Source organism: Pseudomonas sp. LBUM1648 (assembly GCF_059716145.1).
In genome coordinates this window covers 5,156,747-5,177,239 of the sequence record NZ_CP166808.1, presented here as the reverse complement: position 1 = coordinate 5,177,239, position 20,493 = coordinate 5,156,747, and the positions used below count along the sequence as shown (strand labels likewise).

Genomic DNA, 20,493 nt, shown 5'->3' with positions numbered 1-20,493 from the left:
GGTGGTCCTTTTAGAGAGCCTCTCGATCTGCACCCGACATGGCCTGGCTGCACATGAGAATTGCCCCGAAGGTGACTGGAACGTATCCAAGGCACCTGTCCGTTTTTTCGACGGATTCTAATTAAGGAGTCATAAATTGAGCGTTGAAGCGGCCAAGAATGCCCGAGAATTGCTTCTCAAGGAATACCGGGGCGTGCTGTCGACCCACTCCAAATCGATGCCCGGTTTCCCCTTTGGCTCCGTCGTGCCGTATTGCCTGGACGAGCAGGGCCGGCCGCTGATCCTGATCAGCCGTATCGCCCAGCACACCCACAATCTGCAAAAAGACCCGAAATGCTCGATGTTGGTGGGCGAACGTGAGGCCGACGACGTACAAGCCGTTGGTCGCCTGACGTATCTGGCTGAGGCGCAAAAGCTCGAAGACCCGGCGGCCATCGAAGCGGCGGCGCAGCGTTACTACCGCTATTTCCCGGATTCAAAGAACTACCACAAGGCCCACGACTTCGATTTCTGGGTACTGAACCCGGTGCGCCATCGCTATATCGGCGGTTTTGGTGCGATTCACTGGATTGATCAACTGACCCTGGCCAACCCGTTTGCCGGCAAAGCCGAGATCAGCATGGTCGAGCACATGAACAGCGACCACGCCAAGGCCATCGCGCACTACGTCGATCTGGCCGGGCTGCCGAAAACCGAGCCGGCGCTACTGGCCGGGATCGACAGCGAAGGCATGCACCTGCGCATCGGTCAGGCGCTGTACTGGCTACCGTTTCAAGCGCCATGTCATACGCCGATACAAGTGCGCGAAGCCTTGGTTTCTCTGGCTCACGCAGAGGTTTGGCCAAAAAATGCAGGGGTCGACGCTTGAATTCACGAAAGGGCGACGTCATCTAAGGCTTACTGCAAGGCATTTCTTGCGTTGAGGAATCTTTGATGCGCCCTTTTTTGTTGCTCTTTCTGCTGTTTCCGGTGCTGGAGCTGTTCGTATTCGTCAAAGTGGCAGGGTCTATCGGGTTTTTCCCGGCCCTGCTGCTGATCATTCTCGGCTCGATGTTCGGTGTGTTCGTGCTGCGCGTAGCCGGTCTGGCCACCGCACTGCGTGCCCGTGAAAGCCTGAACCGCGGCGAACTGCCTGCGCAAACCATGCTTGAAGGCCTGATGCTGGCACTGGCCGGTGGCCTGTTGATCCTGCCTGGCTTCATCAGCGACGTGGTCGGTCTGGTGATGCTGCTGCCGTTCACCCGTCGTCTGCTGGCGAACAAAATGCGTCAGCGCGCCGAAGATCAGGCCATGCGTCAGCGTGCCTTTGCTGACGACCTGCAACCCCGTGGCGGTCCTGCACCGCGCGAGCCTATTGGCCGCGAAGGTGATGTGATCGAAGGCGAGTTCGAACACCGCGACACCAAATAACGTCTGCATCGACACGGCACCTTCGGGTGCCGTGCTCGTTTTTGCGCTCCTTTTACGACGAGCAACTGCGAAATTTTTTTAGCTGCGCCCTTGTAATAAGCTTATGCGCCCCTATGTAACGGTCACCGAAAGGTTTCCGACATTCGAGTCGGACAGACTTCCGCGGTTCGCTCGACGAATCGCAACCGGCGCAGGCCGGATTTGTAAACCCGCCGGGACTACACCGGCCGATGAAAACCACAATTAGGAGAGATCGACAATGAAGCTTCGTCCTCTGCATGACCGCGTCGTTATCCGTCGCAGCGAAGAAGAAAAGAAAACCGCTGGCGGTATCGTCCTGCCAGGTTCGGCTGCTGAAAAAGCCAACCACGGTGTGATTGTCGCTGCAGGCCCAGGCAAGACTCTGGAAAACGGTGAAGTACGTGCGCTGGCCGTTAAAGTCGGCGACAAGGTTGTGTTCGGTCCTTACTCCGGCAGCAACACTGTGAAAGTCGACGGCGAAGACCTGCTGGTAATGGCTGAGAACGAGATTCTCGCTGTACTGGAAGGCTGATTTCCCGCTCATTTTCCCGCTACTACAAAGTATTTAAGGAATATCGATCATGGCTGCTAAAGAAGTTCTGTTTGGCGATTCCGCCCGTAAGAAAATGCTCAAGGGCGTCAACATCCTGGCTGACGCAGTAAAAGCGACCCTGGGCCCGAAAGGCCGTAACGTGATCATCGAGAAGAGCTTCGGCGCTCCGACCATCACCAAGGACGGCGTTTCCGTCGCCAAAGAAATCGAACTCGAAGACCGTTTCGAAAACATGGGCGCGCAGCTGGTCAAAGACGTTGCCTCCCGTGCCAACGATGACGCCGGTGACGGTACTACCACCGCTACCGTTCTGGCTCAGTCGATCGTCAACGAAGGCCTGAAAGCCGTCGCTGCCGGCATGAACCCGATGGACCTCAAGCGCGGCATCGACAAGGCGACCATCGCCATTGTCAAAGAGCTGAAAAACCTGTCCAAGCCATGCGCTGACACCAAGGCCATCGCTCAGGTCGGCACCATCTCGGCCAACTCCGACAGCTCCATCGGCGACATCATTGCCGAAGCGATGGAAAAAGTCGGTAAAGAAGGCGTGATCACCGTTGAAGAAGGCACTGGCCTGGAAAACGAACTGTCGGTTGTAGAAGGCATGCAGTTCGACCGTGGCTACCTGTCCCCGTACTTCGTCAACAAGCCGGAAACCATGGTTGCCGAGCTGGACAACCCGCTGATCCTGCTGGTCGACAAAAAGATCTCGAACATCCGCGAAATGCTGCCAGTACTGGAAGCCGTTGCCAAAGCCGGCCGTCCACTGCTGATCGTATCGGAAGACGTTGAAGGCGAAGCCCTGGCGACTCTGGTCGTGAACAACATGCGTGGCATCGTCAAGGTTGCAGCCGTCAAGGCTCCAGGCTTCGGCGACCGTCGCAAGGCCATGCTGCAGGACATCGCCGTTCTGACCGGCGGTACCGTTATCTCCGAAGAAATCGGCCTGAGCCTGGAAAGCGCCACCCTGGAAAACCTGGGTAGCGCCAAGCGCGTGACCATCTCCAAGGAAAACACCATCATCGTTGACGGTGCTGGCGTAGAAGCCGACATCCAGGCGCGTATCGCTCAGATCCGTGCTCAGGTTGGCGAAACTTCGTCCGACTACGACCGTGAAAAACTGCAAGAGCGTCTGGCCAAGCTGTCCGGCGGCGTTGCAGTGATCAAGGTTGGCGCTGGTTCCGAAGTTGAAATGAAAGAGAAGAAAGCCCGCGTTGAAGACGCCCTGCACGCAACTCGCGCAGCCGTTGAAGAAGGCGTGGTACCTGGCGGTGGCGTTGCGCTGATCCGTGCTCTGGAAGCCATCCTGGACCTGAAAGGCGAAAACGCTGATCAGGACGTCGGTATCGCTGTTCTGCGTCGTGCTGTTGAAGCACCGATGCGCCAGATCGCTGCCAACAGCGGTGACGAGCCAAGCGTTGTGGTCAACGAAGTCAAGAACGGCAAAGGTAACTTCGGTTACAACGCCGCGACTGGCGAATACGGCGACATGATCGAAATGGGCATCCTGGACCCAACCAAGGTGACCCGTTCCGCTCTGCAAGCTGCATCGTCGATCGGCGGTCTGATCCTGACCACCGAAGCTGCAATTGCCGACGCACCGAAGAAAGACGGTGGCGCTGGTGGTGGCATGCCAGACATGGGCGGCATGGGTGGCATGGGCGGCATGATGTAAGCCAGCCTTACCCCCGTAACGCAAAAACCCCGCTGGCGAAAGCCAGTGGGGTTTTTTATTGCCTCTGATTTGAGGTTCGGCTTGCCAGCGATGACGTCAGTTCAGACGCTGACCGGTTGTGTTTTGACTGCTGCATCAACCCTCGCCGCCGGGCGATACAGCACCCAGTAATACGAGCCCAGACAAATCAGCCAGCAGAAGATCGCCGTCCACACGTTGTGCGAAAAGAAGTGCGCCCCCTGCATCATCCGGCTGATCGAGAACACCGAACCCAGTGCAAAGGCAAAGATGAACGCTTGTCTGGCCAGACGCGGACGCCGGTCACGCAGCACAAAGAACAGCGCAAACAAAGTGAACCCCGTGGCTGCATGACCGCCGGGCCAGCAACGGCCAGGCTTGTCGGTAGGCGGGCGATGGTCGAGCAGTTTGCTATAGGTTTCATGGCCGCCGAATTGCTCCAGGCTCCATGGGCATTGCACGGCTGTCACCGCTTTGACCGGTGTCACGAATGAAGTGGCCAAACCGAGCGAGAGCACCAGGCAGCCCAACTCTCGTTTGAACGGTTTCAGCCGTTCGATGAAAAACGAACCGATGAAGCCGAGAATGGCAAACACTGAAAAAGCGATCACTACCTGCTTGGCGCGGTCATGCAGGATGTCTTCAAGGAAGAAACTGTGGCGGCCGATGAAGTCGCCCGCGACCGGGTCGTAAAACAGCCGGGCCAGATCCATGTCCAGATCGGTCAGTTCCAGCAGCACCAGAATCAACGCCGCGAAGGCGGGAATGCCCAAGCACAGCCAGAAATTCAGCGGCCTTGAAACAGGGCGGGCAGAGGTCGACACCATGGCAATTCCTTGGTCGGTAAGTGGGTTCGATGAGCGCAATTGCGCGGAGTCTGCGCGTGATGGCGTTGCTGATTTGTTAACCGAAAGTGAAAAAAACGTTGGCTGGCGCAATCCGTATCTTTATCGATAAACAACCCGACACACGCCTAGCCCTGAGCCACACTTGGCCGTAAGCTGCGCGGGCCACGACGGCCGTTACCGTGTACGGAGGAGGTGCCCATGCGAATTCTATTGGTCGAAGACAACCGCGATATCCTGGCCAATCTGGCCGATTACCTTGGGCTCAAGGGCTATACCGTCGATTGCGCCCAGGACGGACTGTCGGGCCTGCATCTGGCAGCCACCGAACATTACGACCTGATCGTGCTCGACATCATGCTGCCGGGCATTGACGGCTACACGCTGTGCAAGCGCCTGCGCGAAGATGCCCGCCGCGACACCCCGGTGATCATGCTCACGGCCCGCGATCAACTGGACGACCGTTTGCAGGGCTTCAAGTCCGGGGCGGACGATTACCTGATCAAGCCATTCGCTTTGTCCGAACTGGCCGCGCGGGTGGAAGCGGTAATGCGTCGTACCCAGGGTGGCGGGCGTCGGGCATTGCAGGTCGGTGATCTGAGCTACGACCTCGACACTCTGGAAGTGACGCGTGAAGGCAAGTTTCTGAAACTCAACCCGGTCGGCCTGAAGTTGCTGGCAGTGTTGATGCAGAAGAGCCCACACGTGCTGCGCCGGGAAATTCTTGAAGAAGCGCTGTGGGGAGATGACTGCCCGGACAGCGACAGCCTGCGCAGTCATGTCCACCAATTGCGTCAGGTGATCGACAAACCGTTCGCCAAGCCACTGCTGCACACCGTGCACGGCGTGGGTTACCGCTTGGCCGAGGGCCGTGATGGAGTTTAAGCAAAGCCTTTCCCAGCGGATCATCATTGCTTTCGCGCTGATGAGCGCACTGGTGGCCGGTGCATTCGCCATGGGTATCGTCGCGACGGTGCATCTGGTAGAGGAAAAACTGATTTCTGCGGGGCTGGGCGGCGATTTGCAGCGTCTGTTGCTGATGGACAATGTCTCGGACTGGAGCCATCGCCCAGAGCCGGACCAGTTGTTCTATTTCAGCGGCGGCCCGGGCGATTTCGACTTGCCCAAGGATCTGCGGCATCTCGATGCGGGGTTCCACGAAGTGTTCCGCGAGCAGCTGTCGTATCACGCGATGGTCGAAATCGTCGATGGTCGGCGTTATGTGCTGCTGCAGGACCAAAGCGATTTCGAAGAACGCGAGCGCGTGTTGTTTGCCGTGGTGCTGGTGGGTTTTGTGCTCAGTCTGGCGTTGGCGGTATTCCTCGGCTGGGTGCTTGCGCGCAAAGTGATGGCGCCGGTGGTGCGGCTGGCTCGGCAGGTTCGCCATCGCGATCAACTGCTGGGGCTGGCACCCCCACTGGCGCCGGACTATGCGGCTGATGAAGTCGGAGAACTGGCCGTGGCGTTCGACGCCACGCTGGGGCGTTTGCGTCAGGCATTGACCCGCGAACGGCTGTTCACCAGCGATGTCAGTCACGAATTGCGCACACCGCTGATGGTGTTGGCCAGCTCTTGCGAGTTGCTGCTGGAAAACCCGGCGATCGATCAACGCGGTCGCTCACAGGTCGAGCGTATTGCCCGGGCCAGTGAGGAGATGCGTGAACTGGTGCAAACCTTCCTGATGCTCGCCCGTGCCCAGCGCGAAGACGCGGGGGCGGCGCCGCAACAGAATCTTGCCCAAGTGGCTGAAAGCCTGCTGTGTGTCTGGCGCGAACCGATCGAAAGCAAAGGTTTGAATTTGCAGTTCGAAGCCGGCAACCCCGCCGCGACCTGCTACAACGCGACGTTGCTGACGGCGGTGATGGGTAACCTGTTGCGCAATGCTTGCCATTACACCGAGCAGGGTTTCATTCGCCTGACGCTCAGCGCCAACGGGTTTGTGGTCGAGGACTCTGGCGTGGGCATTCCCGAGGAGAAACGCGAGGCGATGTTCGAGCCGTTTGTCCGTGGCAGTGAAAAGCGCGGCGAAGGCCTGGGGCTTGGCTTGTCGCTGGTGCAGCGTATCTGCGAAAACCAGGGCTGGATTGTCAGTTTAAGTACGATGGAGCCCAATGGCTGCCGCTTCGAGGTAGATCTCGGCAAAATCTGACGCAAATAGTGGCTCCATGCTACTCCCGCCAACCTGTCCAAATCCTGTATAACGCTGTAATAATTTGCCGGTTTACCTGACAAAATTTTCACAACTGGATGACCTGACGCTGACATGCCGCTCCTTAAGGTGGTGTCATCAGTCATTCAGGAGTCCAGGTGATGACCGGCCCGATCAAACTCGATTTTTCCGAAAAGTACGACGATCAACATGCGCAGAAATATTTGCGCAAGCATAAGGCAAGCCTAGGGCGTCGCCTGTCTCATTTGCGTGACGAACAGCTGGCCCGCAAGGCGCTGGCGCTGGCCGGCGAACCCGGCCTGGTGCTGGATTTGCCGTGCGGCGCCGGACGTTTCTGGCCGTTACTGGCGGAAAAACCTAACCGGGTGATCATCGGTGCGGACAATTCCGAATCGATGATCAAGACGGCGATGGAAGGACAACCGGCAGAAGTGGTGAAACGGGTACAACCTTTGCACACGTCTGCGTTCGACATTGCCTTGCCGGATAACGCCGTCGACAGCATTTTCTGCATGCGTTTGCTTCATCACATCGGTGAGGCCGAGCACCGCCGGGCGATTCTTCGCGAATTCGAACGCGTAACCCGTGACAGCGTCATCGTTTCATTGTGGGTCGACGGCAATTTCAAAGCCTGGAAACGCAAGCGTGCGGAGAAGGATCGTCCCAACCGCGATTACCAGAATCGCTTTTTGTTACCGGCGGCAACAGTCGAAAAAGAATTTGAAGAAGCGGGTTTCCGCATTCAGGAACAACTGGACTTTATTCCGCTCTATGCGATGTGGCGGGTTTACGTATTACGCAAGAGGTAACAGGATGGCAGTGCAATTTGCAGCAGAAACGGAAGTCGCTTCCCAGGATAGCTTCGACTACTACTGGAGTCAGCGCGGCGAGTGGGTCGAAGAGCCCAACGTTCGTCGTGGCGGTGAAAGTGGTGTGCAACGGATCGTGGGCAAGAACGGCCAACTGCTGTATGCCAAGCGCCAGACTGGGCACATCTATCGCAGTTGGTTGCATCCGTTCGGACGTCCGACGGTATTGCGCGAACTCGATGCCCTGACCGGCGTCAGCAAACTCGGGGTGCGAGTCCCGCAAATCGTTTTCTGCGGTGCCCAGCCTGATCCGCAGCACAAGTGGCGCGCGCTGTTGGTGACCAAGTCCCTGGACGGTTTTCAGGAACTGGAGCATTGGCTGGCCGCTGCCGGTGGTCGCGATCAGTGTGGCGATGCGATCTATGAGCGCGTGCTCAAGGATCTCGCCGAAAACCTGGCGCGGATGCACAAGGGCCGCTGGCAGCACAGCTGCATCTACATCAAACACGTGTTTGTGCGAGTGACCGGTGAAGGCGAGTCGGCCAAAGTCGAAGTCGCACTGATCGATCTGGAGAAATGCCGCCAGCGCCTGACCGCCTATCGCGCCGCCTCCCATGACATGAAGCAATTGCGTCGCCACTCGTCGTTCCGCGACGCGGACTGGAAGAAACTCGTCTATTTTTACGAGACGGCGTTTGGCAGCGCTATCAAAGGTTTATAGCGATGAAACTCGAAATTGCACGAGGTTTGTTTTTGGTTGGAGCCTTGGCAGTTGCTTCACTGGCGGTGGCTGCCTGGGAGCAGCCCCGCATGCAGGTGGTTGGCGCGTCGATAGACGATGCTCACTGCGCGGTACCACGGGTGGCGAAAGCCTCCGTGGCGTCCAGGCCCGATCATGATTTGCTGCTGTTCATGTTCGGACTTTCTCAAGGGATGAGGCCACAGAGTTGAACCGATTGAAGCCCACATAAAAGGCCTCGCAAATGCGAGGCCTTTTTTATGCACGAAATTTGCGTCCGGTACCGCGCCCACAGTGTTACGCGGATGGTTTGGGATCAGGTTTCGCCAGCAGGGTGTAGATGCACGGCAACACAAACAACGTAAACAACGTCCCGATCGACATCCCCGTCGCAATCACCGTACCAATATCAAACCGGCTGACTGCCCCCGCGCCCGTTGCCAGAATCAGCGGCACCATGCCGAAGACCATCGCCGCCGTGGTCATCAACACCGGCCGCAGGCGAATCGCCGCCGCTTCTTCCACCGCTTCGCGTGCAGTCAGGCCCTTGTCCTTGCGCAACTGATTGGCGAATTCGACGATCAGGATTCCGTGTTTGCTGATCAGCCCGATCAGCGTCACCAGCCCGACCTGGGTGTAGATGTTCATGCTCGACCAGCCAAGGAACAGCGGAATCAGCGCGCCGCAGATCGACAGCGGTACCGTCACCAGAATCACCAGTGGATCGCGGAAGCTTTCGAACTGCGCCGCCAACACCAGGAAAATGATCGCCAGGGCCAACCCGAACGTCACCCACAACGCACTGCCTTCCTGCACGAACTGGCGCGACGCGCCGCCGTAGTCGAAGGCAAAACCGGCCGGCGCTTCTTCCCGGGCGATCTGTAGCACGGTGTCGATCGCTTCGCCCATGCTCACCAAAGGGAATCCGGAGATCTTGGCCGCATTGAGCTGTTGGAACTGGTTGAGCTGACGCGGTCGCGCGCGATCACTGACCTTGATCAGGGTCGACAGGGGCAGCAGCTCGCCCTGGGTGTTTTTCACGTAGTAATTGTTCAGCCAGTCCGGGTTGTCGCGGTACGGCCGTTCGACCTGAGCGATGACCTTGTAGCTGCGACCTTCAATGGTGAAACGGTTGATTTCCGCCTCGCCAAGCAGCGTTGCCAGGGTGCCGCCAAGGTCCTGCATCGACACGCCCATCTGCGCAGCCTTGGCGCGGTCGATATCGACCACCACCTCCGGCTTGTCGAAGGCCAGATCAAGGTCGACGAAGGCGAATTTGCCCGATTCCATGGCGCGCTTCTTGATCCGGTCGGCCACTTGCAGCAGCAGTTCGTAGTCGTTGGCGGTGTTGATCACGAATTCGAACGGCAAGCCTTCACCGGTGCCGGGCAGGGAGGGCAGGTTGAAGCCGAAGACCTGCAAACCGGGGATGCCTTCCAGTTTGCCTTGCACCTCGGGGAGGATTTCCATCTGGGTGCGACTGCGCTCGTTCCACGGCTTGAGCAGGAAACCGCCGATCCCGGCCTGCACGCCGTTGTAGCCATTGATCTGGAACGAGGAGTAGTACTCCGGGAATTCCTTGAAGATCTTGATGAACTCGTCGGTGTAGGTGTTCAGGTAATCGAGGTTGGTCGGTTGCGGGGCTTTGGCCATCATGAAAATGATGCCCTGGTCTTCGTCCGGCGCCAGTTCCGATTTGGTGAATTTCAGGAATACCGGGATCAGGCACAGCACGATCACCGCGAACACCAGCACCACCGGCCGAGTGTTCAGCGTGCCGTGGAGCATGCTCTGGTAGCGGCGCTTGAGGCTGTCGAAGATGCGGTCGAGGCGATGCGCCAGGCCACTGGGATTTTCCTCGTGGCGCAGCAAGAAGGCGCACATCATCGGCGACAGGGTCAGGGCGACCACCCCGGAAATCACCACGGCCCCGGCCAGGGTCAGGGCGAACTCCTTGAACAGCGCCCCGGTCAGCCCGGTGAGGAAGCCGATCGGTGCGTAAACGGCCGCCAGAGTAATGGTCATCGACACCACCGGCATGGCGATTTCCCTGGCGCCCTCAAGCGCTGCGTCGTAAGGCGTCTTGCCTTCCTCGATGTGTCGGTGAATGTTTTCCACCACGACAATCGCATCGTCGACCACCAGACCGATGGCGAGCACCATCGCCAGCAAGGTCAGCAGGTTGATCGAGTAGCCCATCATCTGCATGAAGAACATCACGCCGATCATCGACAGTGGAATGGTCACCACCGGGATCACCACCGAACGCAGTGCGCCGAGGAACAGGAACACCACCACGATCACGATCAGTACCGCTTCGAAGAGGGTTTTCACCACTTCGTCGATGGAGGCCTGAATGAACAGTGTGGCGTCGTAGGCAATCTCGCTCTTGAGATTGGGCGGTAGCTGGGCTTCCAGCTCCGGCATGATCTTGCGCACTTCCTTGATCACATCCAGCGGGTTGGCCCCCGGCGACGACTTGATGCCGATGTACACCGACGGCGTGCCACCGAACGAGCTGACCGAGTCGTAGTTTTCCGCGCCCATTTCGACCCGCGCCACATCGCTGAGCAGCACACGGCTGTCGCCACTGACCTTGAGCGGAATCGCCGCGAACGCTTCAGCGGATTTCAATTCAGTGTTGGCGTTGATGCTGGTGACCACGTACTCGCCTTTCACTTCGCCCGCAGCGGAGAGGAAGTTGTATTGGCGCACCGCGTTGGTCACGTCGCTGGCGCTGAGGCCGAAACCGGCGAGCTTCACCGGATCGAGCCACAGGCGCATGGCAAACACCTGATTGCCGAGAATCTCCGCTTCGGCCATGCCCGGCAGGGTAGCCAGTTTCGGCTGGATGACCCGCGACAGGTAATCGGTAATCTGCGGGTTGCTCAGATCCTTGCTGAAGAAGCTGATGTACATCAGCGCCGAGGCGTCGGCAGACTCTTTGCTCAGCACCGGATCTTCGGCGTCCTGCGGCAGCTTGTTCTTCACCTCGTTGGCCTTGGCCAGCAGCTCGGTGAACAAGCGGTCGGTGTTGGAGCCGATGCGCGCGTAGATCGAAATCGTCGAGAAGTTCTGCCGACTGACCGACGTCATGTAGTCGATGCCCTCGGCGCTGGCCAGGCTCTGTTGCATTGGCTGGGTGATATAGCCCTGAATGGTTTCGGCGTTGGCCCCGGGATACGCGGTGGTCACCGTGATCAGGGCGTTTTCCATTTGCGGGTATTGGCGCAGCGGCAGCTTGCTCCAGGCCTGGAAGCCCAGCAGCACAATCAGCAGGCTGACCACGGTGGCGAGCACCGGGCGGCGGATGAACGGATCAGTAAAAGCCATGAGGATTCCTTGATCAGTCGGCGCGGCGCGGACTGTTCTGCTCGCCGAGGGTCTTGTCGTCGCTGATGGCAATGTGGGCGCCGTTGTCCAGTTTGATCTGGCCGGCCGTCACCACTTGTTCGCCGCTCTGCACGCCCTTGTTGATCATTACCAGGCCATCGCGGCGCTCACCGGTTTCGATGAAGCGGCGTTCGGCGATCAGCACCGGTTGGCCCTTGTCGTCTTTCTCGACGCTGCCGTCCTCGGCTTTCTTCTGTCCGACCACGTACAGCGAATTGCCATAGAGGGTGTACGTGATCGCACTCTCAGGTACCACGACGTGCTTCTGTGGATTGGGCAGCAGCACTTCGAGGCTGGCGAACATGCCCGGCAGCAATTTGCTGTCGGGGTTGGCGAGGGTGGCGCGCACCAGAATATTGCGGGTGCTGCTTTCGACGATCGGGTTGATTGCGCTGATCTTGCCCGGGAAATTTTGCCCGGGGTAAGCGCCGGCCGAGATATTCACCGGTTGGCCGATGGCCAGTTTCGGCACCGATTGCTCGGGCACATAGAAGTCGGCGTAGAGGCTGCTCAAATCCTGCAGGGTGGCGATTTTGGTGCCGCTGGCGAGGTAGTCGCCGACGTCGACCTGACGGATGCCGATGGTGCCGCTGAAGGGGGCGAGGATGCGTTTCTTCGCCAGCGAGGCATTGAGCTGGTTGACCGTGGCCTTGTTCTTTTGCAGTACCGCCGAGAGCCGGTCGTACTCGCCTTTGGAAATCGCGCGGCTGTCGACCAGTTGGCTGCCACGGCCGAAGTCCAGTTGCGCCAGGCCCAGGTCAGCCCTGGCGGTTTCCAGCAGGGCGGTTTCCACGGCGCTGTCGAGTTGCAGCAGCGGTTGCCCGGCCTTGACCTTCTGCCCGGATTCGAACTTGAGTTCGGTAACGGTGCCGGCGACTTCCAGGCTCAGCTCGACGCCTTGCAGCGCCTTGAGCGTGCCGACGGTGGGCAGGCGCATCTGCCACGGCTGCTCGCTGGCATTGGCCACGGCGACACTGATCGGCGGTTTCGGCTTGGAGAAACCCTGGATCATGGTGTAGATCGAAAAGGCTTTATAACCGCCCAGCACCAGGACGATCAGCAAGACAACACCCAACATGATCAGCATGCGGCGACGCAGCATATTTCCATTTCCTTGGATAAATCAGGCGAGACAGGCGGGAACATTACTCCGAGTACAGGGGGGATTCCAACTGGCAGTTTTTACAGGTTAGAGAGCAGAGGACGGCTGAACACAAAAACCGTGGTGAGGGGATTTATCCCCGACCGGCTGCGCAGCAGTCGTAAACCCGTCGCACGCCGTTAATTTGATAAACCGCGGTTGCTGGTTTGGGGCGGCTTCGCCACCCATCGGGGATAAATCCCCTCACCACAAAGTTCTGTAAACGCAGGGATATTACTGGTTCACGCCATCAGATGAAGATGGTTGTCCCAGAGCCCCGCCGGCAATTCCAGCGGTTTGGCCAGCAGTTCATCTTGACGGCAATCGTAGTAACGGCAGCGCCCTTGACCCGAGGTCACGACAAAACCGTCCTGCACGGCACCGACGCCGGCGCAATCGGGCAACGGTGCGTCGAGGCGCACTTCGCCGGTGTCCAGATCCCAGATGAAGAAGCGATTGCCGCGCGGTGCGGTCAACGCCACCAGACGCAAATCGCTGTGCACTGCGACACTGGCGGTGTAGTGACCCATCGATTGCAACTGATGCTCCGGCACCGGGAACGCCGTGAACGGTTGGCCAGGACGCTTGATCGCCAGCAGCTCCGAACGCTCGTGGGACGCGCCCATGAACTGCTGACCGGCGACGATGGTACCGTCGCTGGCAATCCCCAGATGGCGCACGCTGTTCATCTGTTGGGCGAGGGTTTCCTTGCTCAGCAGGGTGCCGTCGCGCTGCATCAATACCAGGCTTGGCTCCATGGCGTTGAGGTTCATGTCGACGCGGCTTTCCGCCTCGGTACGAATCCCGCCGTTGGCCACTACCAGCGTCTCGCCATCCGGCATCCATGACACCTGATGCGGGCCGAGGCCGTGGGTGGAAATTTCGCCGCTGTGCACCAGCCGCTCGCCTTCGAACTTGTACACCCCGAGCAGGCCACGACCGGGATCAGTGGTGTCGTTTTCGGTGGCGTACAGGTATTCGCCGTCCTTGTGCACCACGGCGTGGCCGTAGAAATGCCGGTTCGGCTGCGACGTCACGGTTTGCAGCAACGTGCCGTCGCGCAGGTCGATCAGATAGCTTTCGGTGCCCGGGCGGCGGGCGACGAACAGCGCAATCGACAGCGTCGGGTGGTTGATGATGTCGTGGCAACGCTGGCCGACTTGCGTGGCGAATACCCGCGTGCCGTCCAGTCGGTAACCGACGGCGTAGTGCTTGCCGTCGGTGTCATCGCGAGCCGACAGCAGCAGCGGGCTCTGATCCTTGCGTTTGAACAGCGTCCAGCCGCCCAGTGTCACTGCTCCCAGCAGCAAACTACCTAAAGTCAGAGCCTGGCGTCGCAGCATGGCACTTGCCCTCATCAGTCACCGTCGTTGGCGTTGAAGCCCAGTTGGATGCCCAGCGCCTTTGCCAGTTCGCCTTCGTGCAGGCGATGGACGACGTTGAGGCTGTCGTAGATGTCGTTCAATTGCTGGCGACCCGCGTCGTCTTCGAGCATTTCGCCGAGCGAACGCTGGGTGCTGTCGAACAGTTTCAGCGACGCGGCGTAGGCAGCATCGATCTTGTCCGCCAGTGGTTTTTGCTCAGCCGGCAGCAGGCCGCGCAGGCCTTTGTTGTCGACGCCTTCCCAGACGGTTTTGGCGGCGGCAAGGCTCGCTTCCAGTGCGGTCAGGGAAGATTGGCTGCGCCAGGCATCGGCCTGGAACGGCTGCGGCACGCCTTTGCTCTGGCGGCCCATCGGCGTGCCGAGTTTTTTCTTCAGGGTGTCGATGGCGGTGACCTGCACACGCAGCAGGTCGGCGATCGCTTCATGAGAGTCGGCGTAGCGCTGGTTCGGGAACTTGCTCATCTGCGCGAGCATGCCGTCGGTGTTGTTCCAGCTTTGCAGAATCTCTTCGGCCAGTTGCTTCTGGCGTTCGCCGATGGCGATCAGCAGTGGGCAGTACTTGGCTTTCTGTTCTTCGTTGGCAACGTCAGGCTTGGCATCGAACAGGATGTACTCGTAAGCCGACAGGCCCTGAACCACCACGCTCGACTTGGCCAGTGCGGCAGCATCGATCTGCGGCTGGGCGACGACCAGTTGCTCGACCTGACGGCCGACGAGGTTTTTCTTGTCCGGCCAGAATTGCACCTGCCACGAACGGTTGCCTTCGGCCAGTGGGCCGATCAGCAGCGGTTGCAACTCGGCCCAGGCTTTCTGCGCGTGCAGGAAGTCGGCGCGGGCGGTTTCCAGGGTTTCTTTGCCCTGGCAGTAGGCGAGGGCGCTGACGGCCAGTTGCTTGTCGGCTTCAACCCAACGGGTGTAGGTCGGCAGAATCACCGATTTGGCGATGGCGGCCGAAGTGACGGCTTGCGGATCCTGCGGCGAGCAAGCGCCGAGGGCGAGCGCGGCAAGGCTGGTGAACAACAACTTGGGACGGAACATGTCGGGCTCCCGATTCTTTTAAGTGTTTAAAGTGAATTCAGAAACGCCAGCAGCGCGGCACGCTGCCCGGCATTGAACGATAAAACCTGTTGCTGGGCCGCTTTCGCTTCGCCGCCGTGCCAGAGCACCGCTTCGAGCAGATTGCGCGCGCGACCGTCATGCAAAAACTGGGTGTGGCCACTGACCGCTTGCGTCAGGCCGATCCCCCACAACGGCGGCGTGCGCCAGTCGCGGCCGGAGGCCTGGAATTCCGTGCGGTTGTCGGCCAGACCGTCGCCCATGTCATGCAGCAGCAGATCGCTGTACGGGCGAATCACTTGATTGGCCAGTTCAGGTTCGGCCGCGTTGGCGGCGGTGGTGTATTTCGGAGTGTGGCAGGACTGGCACCCAGCCTGGAAAAACAGATTCTTGCCGGCCAGCACTTGTTCATCGTTGATGCCACGGCGCGCAGGAACAGCGAGGTTGCGGCTGTAGAACAGCACCAGGCGCAGAATGTTGTCGCTGACTTCCGGCTCGCCGTCCGGGCCATTGCCATTCGGTGCCTGCTTGCAAGCGGTTTGCGCGTCGGTGCAGTCATCGAAGGGTCTCAGGCTGGTCGTGAGGCCCATATCACCTGAAAACGCGTGAACATTCTGTTGATTGAGGTTCGGCTGTCCGGCTTTCCAGCCAAAGCGACCGATCACGGTTTTCTGCAACTCGTCGTCCCAAACCCGGTTTGGCCGACCGTTGATGCCGTTTTTCTCTTTGGCCTGCGCGGTGGCATTGGCGAGGATTGCGTCTTCGGGGATCGCTTCGAGCAGGCCGAGGCCGATCATCGGCGGCGCGATCCGCGCGGAGAAACGCGTATCCGGGTGCATCGGCCCGTAGCCAAGTTGGGTGATCTGCAACACCGGTTTACGCAACTCGACTTCGGTGCCGTCCTTGAAGCGAACAGGCACCGGCGTGTAGTCGACTCGCACTTTGCCTTCCGGAGTGACGCCGGGCACCGCCATGTCCTGGAACTGGCCGCCGTAGACCGGCTCCGGCACCACACCGACCTGCTCGATCAGCTTGGCAAACTCCGGCGAATCGGGAATCGACAGGCGTACCAGCATCGATACCGCGTTGGTCGCGCCGTTCTCCGGCGGATGGCCGCGACCGTCTTTGATGTGGCAGTTCTGGCAGGCGTTGGTGTTGAACAGCGGGCCGAGGCCGTCGCGCGCGGTGGTGGTCGACGGGGCGATCACCCAAGGGCTGCGGAAGAAGCTGTTGCCGACGCTGAAATCCACCCGGCGCGACGGCGGCAGGTTGGCCGAAGGCAGGGAGAACGCGTTCTGATCGGTCTTGCGCACGGTCGCCGCACCACCCGAGCGTGCTTCACCCGGCTCGGCCTGGGTAAAGCGCGGGGCGTCATCGCAGGCACTCAGGCCCAGGGCCAGAAACAGTGCGGACAAGCGAAGAGGCAGCGAGGGCATCAGACATCCTGAAGACGTGCGAAAACAAAGGCGCAAAGTCTAACAGGGCGAGGGAGTTTGAATAAGAGGAATTATCGTTTGCTTGATGTGCCGCAACACCTAAACTCCCTGTAGGAGCTGCCGCAGGCTGCGATCTTTTGATCTTGCTTCTAAAAAGACAGATCAAAAGATCGCAGCCTGCGGCAGCTCCTACAGGGGACTGTGAACAATACATATGAAAAAGGCGACCCGCAGGTCGCCTTTTTCAGTCAGACGCGGTTGATCAGAACTCGTGATCAGCGTTGTCCGGGTTCAGGTCGCTGATGCCCAGTTTGCCGGCAGCGGCTTCGATCGAACCGGTCTGCTTGACCAGCGATGCGATAGCGTCGCGAACGACCTGGTTACCAGCGGTGTTGCCGGCCGCGATCAGTTGGTCGTAGTGCTCACCTTTCTTGGCGTGATCAACCATGACCTGGATCTTGGCTTCGGTAGCGGCCAGATCAGCTTTCAGCGCGGTGTCGGCAGCCGGATCGGCCTTGGCCACCAGCGACGACAGGCTGGCGCCGGTCATCTTGGTGCCGTCTACACGGGTGTACTCGCCCAGGTAAACGTTACGAATGCCTTTGGCATCGTAGAAGTGCGAGTAGTGGGTGTTGTCGCTGAAGCAATCCTGTTCGTCTTCCGGGGAATTGGCTTCCAGGGAAACCTTCATGCGCTCGCCCGCCAGTTCGCCCAGGGACAGACTGCCCATGCCGAAGAGCATTTTGCGCAGACCGGTTTCGCCCGGCTCGGCTTCCAGGGTGGCGCGGTAGTTGTCAGCCACGTTCGGCTTCCAGTTGCCGACCATTTCTTCCAGGTCACTGACCAGCAGTTGGGTCACGGACTTCAGGTAGGCACGACGACGATCGTTGTGACCGCCAGTGGCGCCGGCGCCTTCCAGGTAGTCCGAAGCAGGACGGTTGCCAGCGCCAGGGCCGGTGCCGTTCAAGTCCTGGCCCCAGAGCAGGAATTCGATCGCGTGGTAGCCGGTGGCAACGTTGGCCTCGGAACCACCCAGCTCGTTCAGGCTGGCGAGTTTTTCCGGGGTGATGTCTTTGACATCGACCTTGTCTTCGCCGACCTGTACTTCAGTGTTGGCGATGATATTGGCGGTGGCGCCCGGGTTACCCAGTGCGTGCTCGTAGGATTTGTCGACGTAGTCGATCAGACCCTCGTCCAGTGGCCAGGCGTTAACCTGACCTTCCCAGTCATCGATGATGGTGTTGCCGAAGCGGAACACTTCGCTCTGCAGGTAAGGAACGCGAGCAGCAACCCAGGCAGCCTTGGCGGCTTTCAGGGTGTCGGCGTTCGGCTTGGCGAGGAAAGCGTCAACGGCGGTTTGCAGGGTTTTCGCGGTGGATTCGGCATCGCTGTAAACGGCGAAGACCATGTCGGCGTAGTGCGCGACCACTGCCTTGGCAGCGGCTTCGTCGACTTTACCGGCAGCGGCAGGCGCGGCTGCTGGAGCGGCGGCGGTGGCGGCTGGAGTCGGCGTGGCCGGGGCGGCAGCCTTGTCTTTGCCTTCGCCGCAACCGGCGAGGGAAATAGCGATGGCCAGCAGACTGGCGGTAGCCAGAGGCATACGAATCATGGCGAACATCCTGCTTCGGTAGTTGAGTGGACTCGCGCTGGGGGCGCAAAACTGCGACATAATGCAAATCTTTCGCATTATGTGTAAAGGGTTGTGCTTGGAAATATTTCTTATTTAGCCAACGCTTATGCGCTGTATCAGAGAATCGCCGCGTTACTGCGCTGCGCCTGCTTGAGGTAGGCACTGAGCTCCCGCGCCGGCAGCGGCTTGCTGTAGTGGTAACCCTGACCTTCGTGGCAGCCTTCGGAGATGATGTAGGACTCTTGCTCGGCGGTTTCCACGCCCTCGGCAATCACCTGCATGCCGAGACTCTTGCCCAGTTGAATGATCGCGCGAACGATGGTCGCGTCATCGTCGTCATCCAGCAGATCCTGGACGAAGCTCTTGTCGATCTTGATCTTGTCCAGCGGCAGACTTTTCAGATAGCTCAGTGACGAATACCCGGTGCCAAAGTCGTCGATGGCGATCAACGCCCCGGAGCGACGCAGGCTCAGCAGGTGCTGGGCGGCGGTGCTGATGTCTTCCATCAGGCCGGTTTCGGTGACTTCCAGTTCCAGGCTGCGCGGCGGCAGGCGGTACATCTGCAACAGGTTGTTGACCACCCTCGGCAACTCGGCGTGGTGCAGTTGCACGGTGGACAGGTTGACCGCCATACGGAGATCGGCGAAGCCCTGATCGTGCCATTCGCGCAGCTGCTTGCAGGCCTGATCGAGCACCCATTCGCCGATGGCAATGATCGTGCCGTTCTGTTCGGCCAGCGGAATGAACAAGTCCGGCGGCACCAGACCGTGTTCCGGATGCTGCCAGCGAATCAGCGCCTCGACACCGACCACACGGTGATCGCGGTAGCTAATCTGCGGTTGGTAGACGAGGTAGAACTGATCGCGCAGCAAGGCGTCGCGCAGGTCTTTTTCCAGTTCGCGACGGCGGCGCATCTCGCTGTCGACGCTGGCGATGTAGAACTGATAGCGATTGCGTGAGCGAGTCTTGGCCAGGGTCATGGTCTGCTCGGCTTTCTGCAACAGCTTCTCAGTGCTGTCGCCGTCCTCCGGGAACAGGGTGATGCCGATGGTCGCGCGCAGGCGGATCTCCTGATGATCGAGGGCAAACGCCGCTTCCAGGTCATCGAGAATGCTTTGCGCCAGTTCGGCAGCTTCGTAAGGCTGTTCGATATCGGCCTGCACCAGGGCGAACTGGTCGCCGCCCAAACGGGCGAGGGCGCCTAGGCGGCCGCTGTGGGCGCGCAGGCGATCAGCCAGGGCCAGCAATAATTGGTCGCCGGTCTGGTAGCTGAACTGCTCGTTGATACCTTTGAAATCATCCAGCCCTACACACAACACTGCGACCCGACGCTGCAACTTGCCGGCGTCGACCAGAATCTTGTCCAGTTGCTGCTGCAATTGCTGACGGTTCGGCAGGCCGGTGAGGAAATCGTACTGGGCCATGCGCAGCAGGCTGTTTTCCGCTTCGTGGCGCAGGTGGGTATTGCGTTCGATGGATTCGAGCAACTGGTTGGCGGTGTTGATCCAGAGGCCGAGTTCGTTTTTTTCGTGGCCCTTGAGCTGCGGAATCTTGTGTTCGCTGGGGCGATCCGGATTGATTTCGGTCAGATGCTCGATGATCCGCGACAGCGGTTTGGTCAACAGCCAGTGATAAACCAGATACAGCACCAGACCCATGGCCAGCGCCCGCAGCACACCGGAAATGAAGATGATCACCGAGCTGACGATAAAACCCTCGCCATAAGTGGCGGTGTCGAGGGTGATGCTCAAGTCGCCGTAGTACTCGCTGTACGGTCCACGTCCCACCAGTTGGGTGGTGAACGTGCGTTCTTGCCCAAGAATCAGGTCGGTCAGCCAGCGGCTGTTGGAATGCTGCAACTCACGGGACTTCTGCGCCAGCATCGCTTCGTTGGGGTGGCCAATGGAGGCCTGGCGCACGGCATCGTCCTGAAACAGGCCTTCGATCACCTGCATGCCCATCTCCCGATCCAGGCTATAGACGGCCTGAGTGGAGGGATCACGGAACATGTCGAGGATGCGCTCGGCGTCGCCCGCCACGGCCTGACGGGTTTTATAGGCGTCGAAAACGATCTGCGCGCAGCTCAAGACCACGCCGACGATCAATGCTGACAGGAGCACGACCCGGAGCAACTTCACCGACAAGCTGTTCTTGAGTTCCAGCTTCAAAGGGTTATTCCTTGTTCCGTGCGGGTAGCGTCAGTTTGCCATGAG

General features: G+C 59.5%; 17 protein-coding genes. 9 read left to right on the top strand and 8 right to left on the bottom strand.

Annotated elements, in window-relative coordinates; translation table 11 throughout:
• Positions 1-136: 136 nt before the first annotated feature.
• The 4 genes from ACA043_RS23445 (at position 137) to groL (ending at position 3,659) form a co-directional block, all read left to right on the top strand.
• Entirely contained in the window at positions 137-868 is a 732-nt protein-coding gene (locus ACA043_RS23445; RefSeq protein WP_401271815.1) for a HugZ family pyridoxamine 5'-phosphate oxidase, read from the top strand.
• Between the two features lie 65 nt (positions 869-933).
• The gene (locus tag ACA043_RS23440; RefSeq protein WP_187678159.1) at positions 934-1,410 is read left to right on the top strand and encodes an FxsA family protein; all 477 of its coding nucleotides are present in this window, start codon (positions 934-936) and stop codon (positions 1,408-1,410) included.
• A gap of 259 nt (positions 1,411-1,669) precedes the next feature.
• The gene (locus ACA043_RS23435; protein ID WP_003227685.1) at positions 1,670-1,963 is read left to right on the top strand and encodes a co-chaperone GroES; all 294 of its coding nucleotides are present in this window, start codon (positions 1,670-1,672) and stop codon (positions 1,961-1,963) included.
• A 49-nt stretch (positions 1,964-2,012) separates the two neighbouring features.
• A complete protein-coding gene (gene groL / locus ACA043_RS23430) occupies positions 2,013-3,659 on the top strand; it encodes a chaperonin GroEL (RefSeq protein ID WP_401271817.1) in 1,647 nt (548 codons plus the stop codon).
• Between the two features lie 101 nt (positions 3,660-3,760).
• On the opposite strand, the gene ACA043_RS23425 is transcribed toward groL, so the two are convergent.
• On the bottom strand, positions 3,761-4,504 hold the full coding sequence (locus ACA043_RS23425) for a phosphatase PAP2 family protein (protein WP_497658008.1): 744 nt from the start codon (positions 4,502-4,504) through the stop codon (positions 3,761-3,763).
• A 219-nt stretch (positions 4,505-4,723) separates the two neighbouring features.
• Here ACA043_RS23425 and colR point away from each other — a divergent pair, with 219 nt between their 5' ends.
• The 5 genes from colR to ACA043_RS23400 all read left to right on the top strand — a co-directional run bounded on the left by colR (position 4,724) and on the right by ACA043_RS23400 (position 8,452).
• On the top strand, positions 4,724-5,407 hold the full coding sequence (colR, locus tag ACA043_RS23420; RefSeq protein ID WP_187678155.1) for a two-component system response regulator ColR: 684 nt from the start codon (positions 4,724-4,726) through the stop codon (positions 5,405-5,407).
• Positions 5,397-6,671 (top strand): sensor histidine kinase, encoded by a 1,275-nt coding sequence (locus tag ACA043_RS23415; protein WP_489878837.1) that lies wholly within the window; start codon positions 5,397-5,399, stop codon positions 6,669-6,671. The genes colR and ACA043_RS23415 overlap by 11 nt, the downstream gene beginning before the upstream one ends.
• 161 nt (positions 6,672-6,832) lie before the next feature.
• On the top strand, positions 6,833-7,501 hold the full coding sequence (locus ACA043_RS23410) for a class I SAM-dependent methyltransferase (protein ID WP_187678153.1): 669 nt from the start codon (positions 6,833-6,835) through the stop codon (positions 7,499-7,501).
• Between the two features lie 4 nt (positions 7,502-7,505).
• Positions 7,506-8,222, top strand: coding sequence for a lipopolysaccharide kinase InaA family protein (locus ACA043_RS23405; protein WP_497658007.1), 717 nt, complete (start codon positions 7,506-7,508; stop codon positions 8,220-8,222).
• Between the two features lie 2 nt (positions 8,223-8,224).
• The gene (locus tag ACA043_RS23400; protein WP_497615243.1) at positions 8,225-8,452 is read left to right on the top strand and encodes a hypothetical protein; all 228 of its coding nucleotides are present in this window, start codon (positions 8,225-8,227) and stop codon (positions 8,450-8,452) included.
• Positions 8,453-8,537: 85 nt separating this feature from the next.
• Here ACA043_RS23400 and ACA043_RS23395 read toward each other — a convergent pair whose 3' ends face one another.
• From ACA043_RS23395 to ACA043_RS23365, 7 genes are all read right to left on the bottom strand, one after another.
• Positions 8,538-11,573 (bottom strand): multidrug efflux RND transporter permease subunit, encoded by a 3,036-nt coding sequence (locus tag ACA043_RS23395; RefSeq protein WP_187678150.1) that lies wholly within the window; start codon positions 11,571-11,573, stop codon positions 8,538-8,540.
• Positions 11,574-11,586: 13 nt separating this feature from the next.
• The gene (locus ACA043_RS23390) at positions 11,587-12,735 is read right to left on the bottom strand and encodes an efflux RND transporter periplasmic adaptor subunit (protein ID WP_401271822.1); all 1,149 of its coding nucleotides are present in this window, start codon (positions 12,733-12,735) and stop codon (positions 11,587-11,589) included.
• A gap of 281 nt (positions 12,736-13,016) precedes the next feature.
• A complete protein-coding gene (locus ACA043_RS23385; protein ID WP_401271823.1) occupies positions 13,017-14,117 on the bottom strand; it encodes a DUF1513 domain-containing protein in 1,101 nt (366 codons plus the stop codon).
• Positions 14,118-14,131: 14 nt separating this feature from the next.
• Complete coding sequence (locus tag ACA043_RS23380; RefSeq protein WP_497658006.1) at positions 14,132-15,196, bottom strand: imelysin family protein; 1,065 nt, start codon at positions 15,194-15,196, stop codon at positions 14,132-14,134.
• 26 nt (positions 15,197-15,222) lie between these two features.
• Positions 15,223-16,650, bottom strand: coding sequence for a di-heme oxidoreductase family protein (locus tag ACA043_RS23375; protein WP_497658005.1), 1,428 nt, complete (start codon positions 16,648-16,650; stop codon positions 15,223-15,225).
• Between the two features lie 262 nt (positions 16,651-16,912).
• Positions 16,913-18,259, bottom strand: coding sequence for an imelysin family protein (locus tag ACA043_RS23370; protein ID WP_187678146.1), 1,347 nt, complete (start codon positions 18,257-18,259; stop codon positions 16,913-16,915).
• Between the two features lie 137 nt (positions 18,260-18,396).
• The gene (locus ACA043_RS23365) at positions 18,397-20,448 is read right to left on the bottom strand and encodes a putative bifunctional diguanylate cyclase/phosphodiesterase (RefSeq protein ID WP_497658004.1); all 2,052 of its coding nucleotides are present in this window, start codon (positions 20,446-20,448) and stop codon (positions 18,397-18,399) included.
• Positions 20,449-20,493: the final 45 nt, after the last annotated feature.

What these genes read in the sequence shown, in the direction of transcription:
- ACA043_RS23440 (WP_187678159.1), top strand. Translation starts at nt 934, where the DNA reads ATGCGCCCTTTTTTGTTGCTCTTTCTGCTGTTTCCGGTGCTGGAGCTG.
- ACA043_RS23435 (WP_003227685.1), top strand. Translation starts at nt 1,670, where the DNA reads ATGAAGCTTCGTCCTCTGCATGACCGCGTCGTTATCCGTCGCAGCGAA.
- groL (WP_401271817.1), top strand. Translation starts at nt 2,013, where the DNA reads ATGGCTGCTAAAGAAGTTCTGTTTGGCGATTCCGCCCGTAAGAAAATG.
- ACA043_RS23425 (WP_497658008.1), bottom strand. Translation starts at nt 4,504, where the DNA reads ATGGTGTCGACCTCTGCCCGCCCTGTTTCAAGGCCGCTGAATTTCTGG.
- colR (WP_187678155.1), top strand. Translation starts at nt 4,724, where the DNA reads ATGCGAATTCTATTGGTCGAAGACAACCGCGATATCCTGGCCAATCTG.
- ACA043_RS23415 (WP_489878837.1), top strand. Translation starts at nt 5,397, where the DNA reads ATGGAGTTTAAGCAAAGCCTTTCCCAGCGGATCATCATTGCTTTCGCG.
- ACA043_RS23410 (WP_187678153.1), top strand. Translation starts at nt 6,833, where the DNA reads ATGACCGGCCCGATCAAACTCGATTTTTCCGAAAAGTACGACGATCAA.
- ACA043_RS23405 (WP_497658007.1), top strand. Translation starts at nt 7,506, where the DNA reads ATGGCAGTGCAATTTGCAGCAGAAACGGAAGTCGCTTCCCAGGATAGC.
- ACA043_RS23400 (WP_497615243.1), top strand. Translation starts at nt 8,225, where the DNA reads ATGAAACTCGAAATTGCACGAGGTTTGTTTTTGGTTGGAGCCTTGGCA.
- ACA043_RS23395 (WP_187678150.1), bottom strand. Translation starts at nt 11,573, where the DNA reads ATGGCTTTTACTGATCCGTTCATCCGCCGCCCGGTGCTCGCCACCGTG.
- ACA043_RS23390 (WP_401271822.1), bottom strand. Translation starts at nt 12,735, where the DNA reads ATGCTGCGTCGCCGCATGCTGATCATGTTGGGTGTTGTCTTGCTGATC.
- ACA043_RS23385 (WP_401271823.1), bottom strand. Translation starts at nt 14,117, where the DNA reads ATGCTGCGACGCCAGGCTCTGACTTTAGGTAGTTTGCTGCTGGGAGCA.
- ACA043_RS23380 (WP_497658006.1), bottom strand. Translation starts at nt 15,196, where the DNA reads ATGTTCCGTCCCAAGTTGTTGTTCACCAGCCTTGCCGCGCTCGCCCTC.
- ACA043_RS23375 (WP_497658005.1), bottom strand. Translation starts at nt 16,650, where the DNA reads ATGCCCTCGCTGCCTCTTCGCTTGTCCGCACTGTTTCTGGCCCTGGGC.
- ACA043_RS23370 (WP_187678146.1), bottom strand. Translation starts at nt 18,259, where the DNA reads ATGATTCGTATGCCTCTGGCTACCGCCAGTCTGCTGGCCATCGCTATT.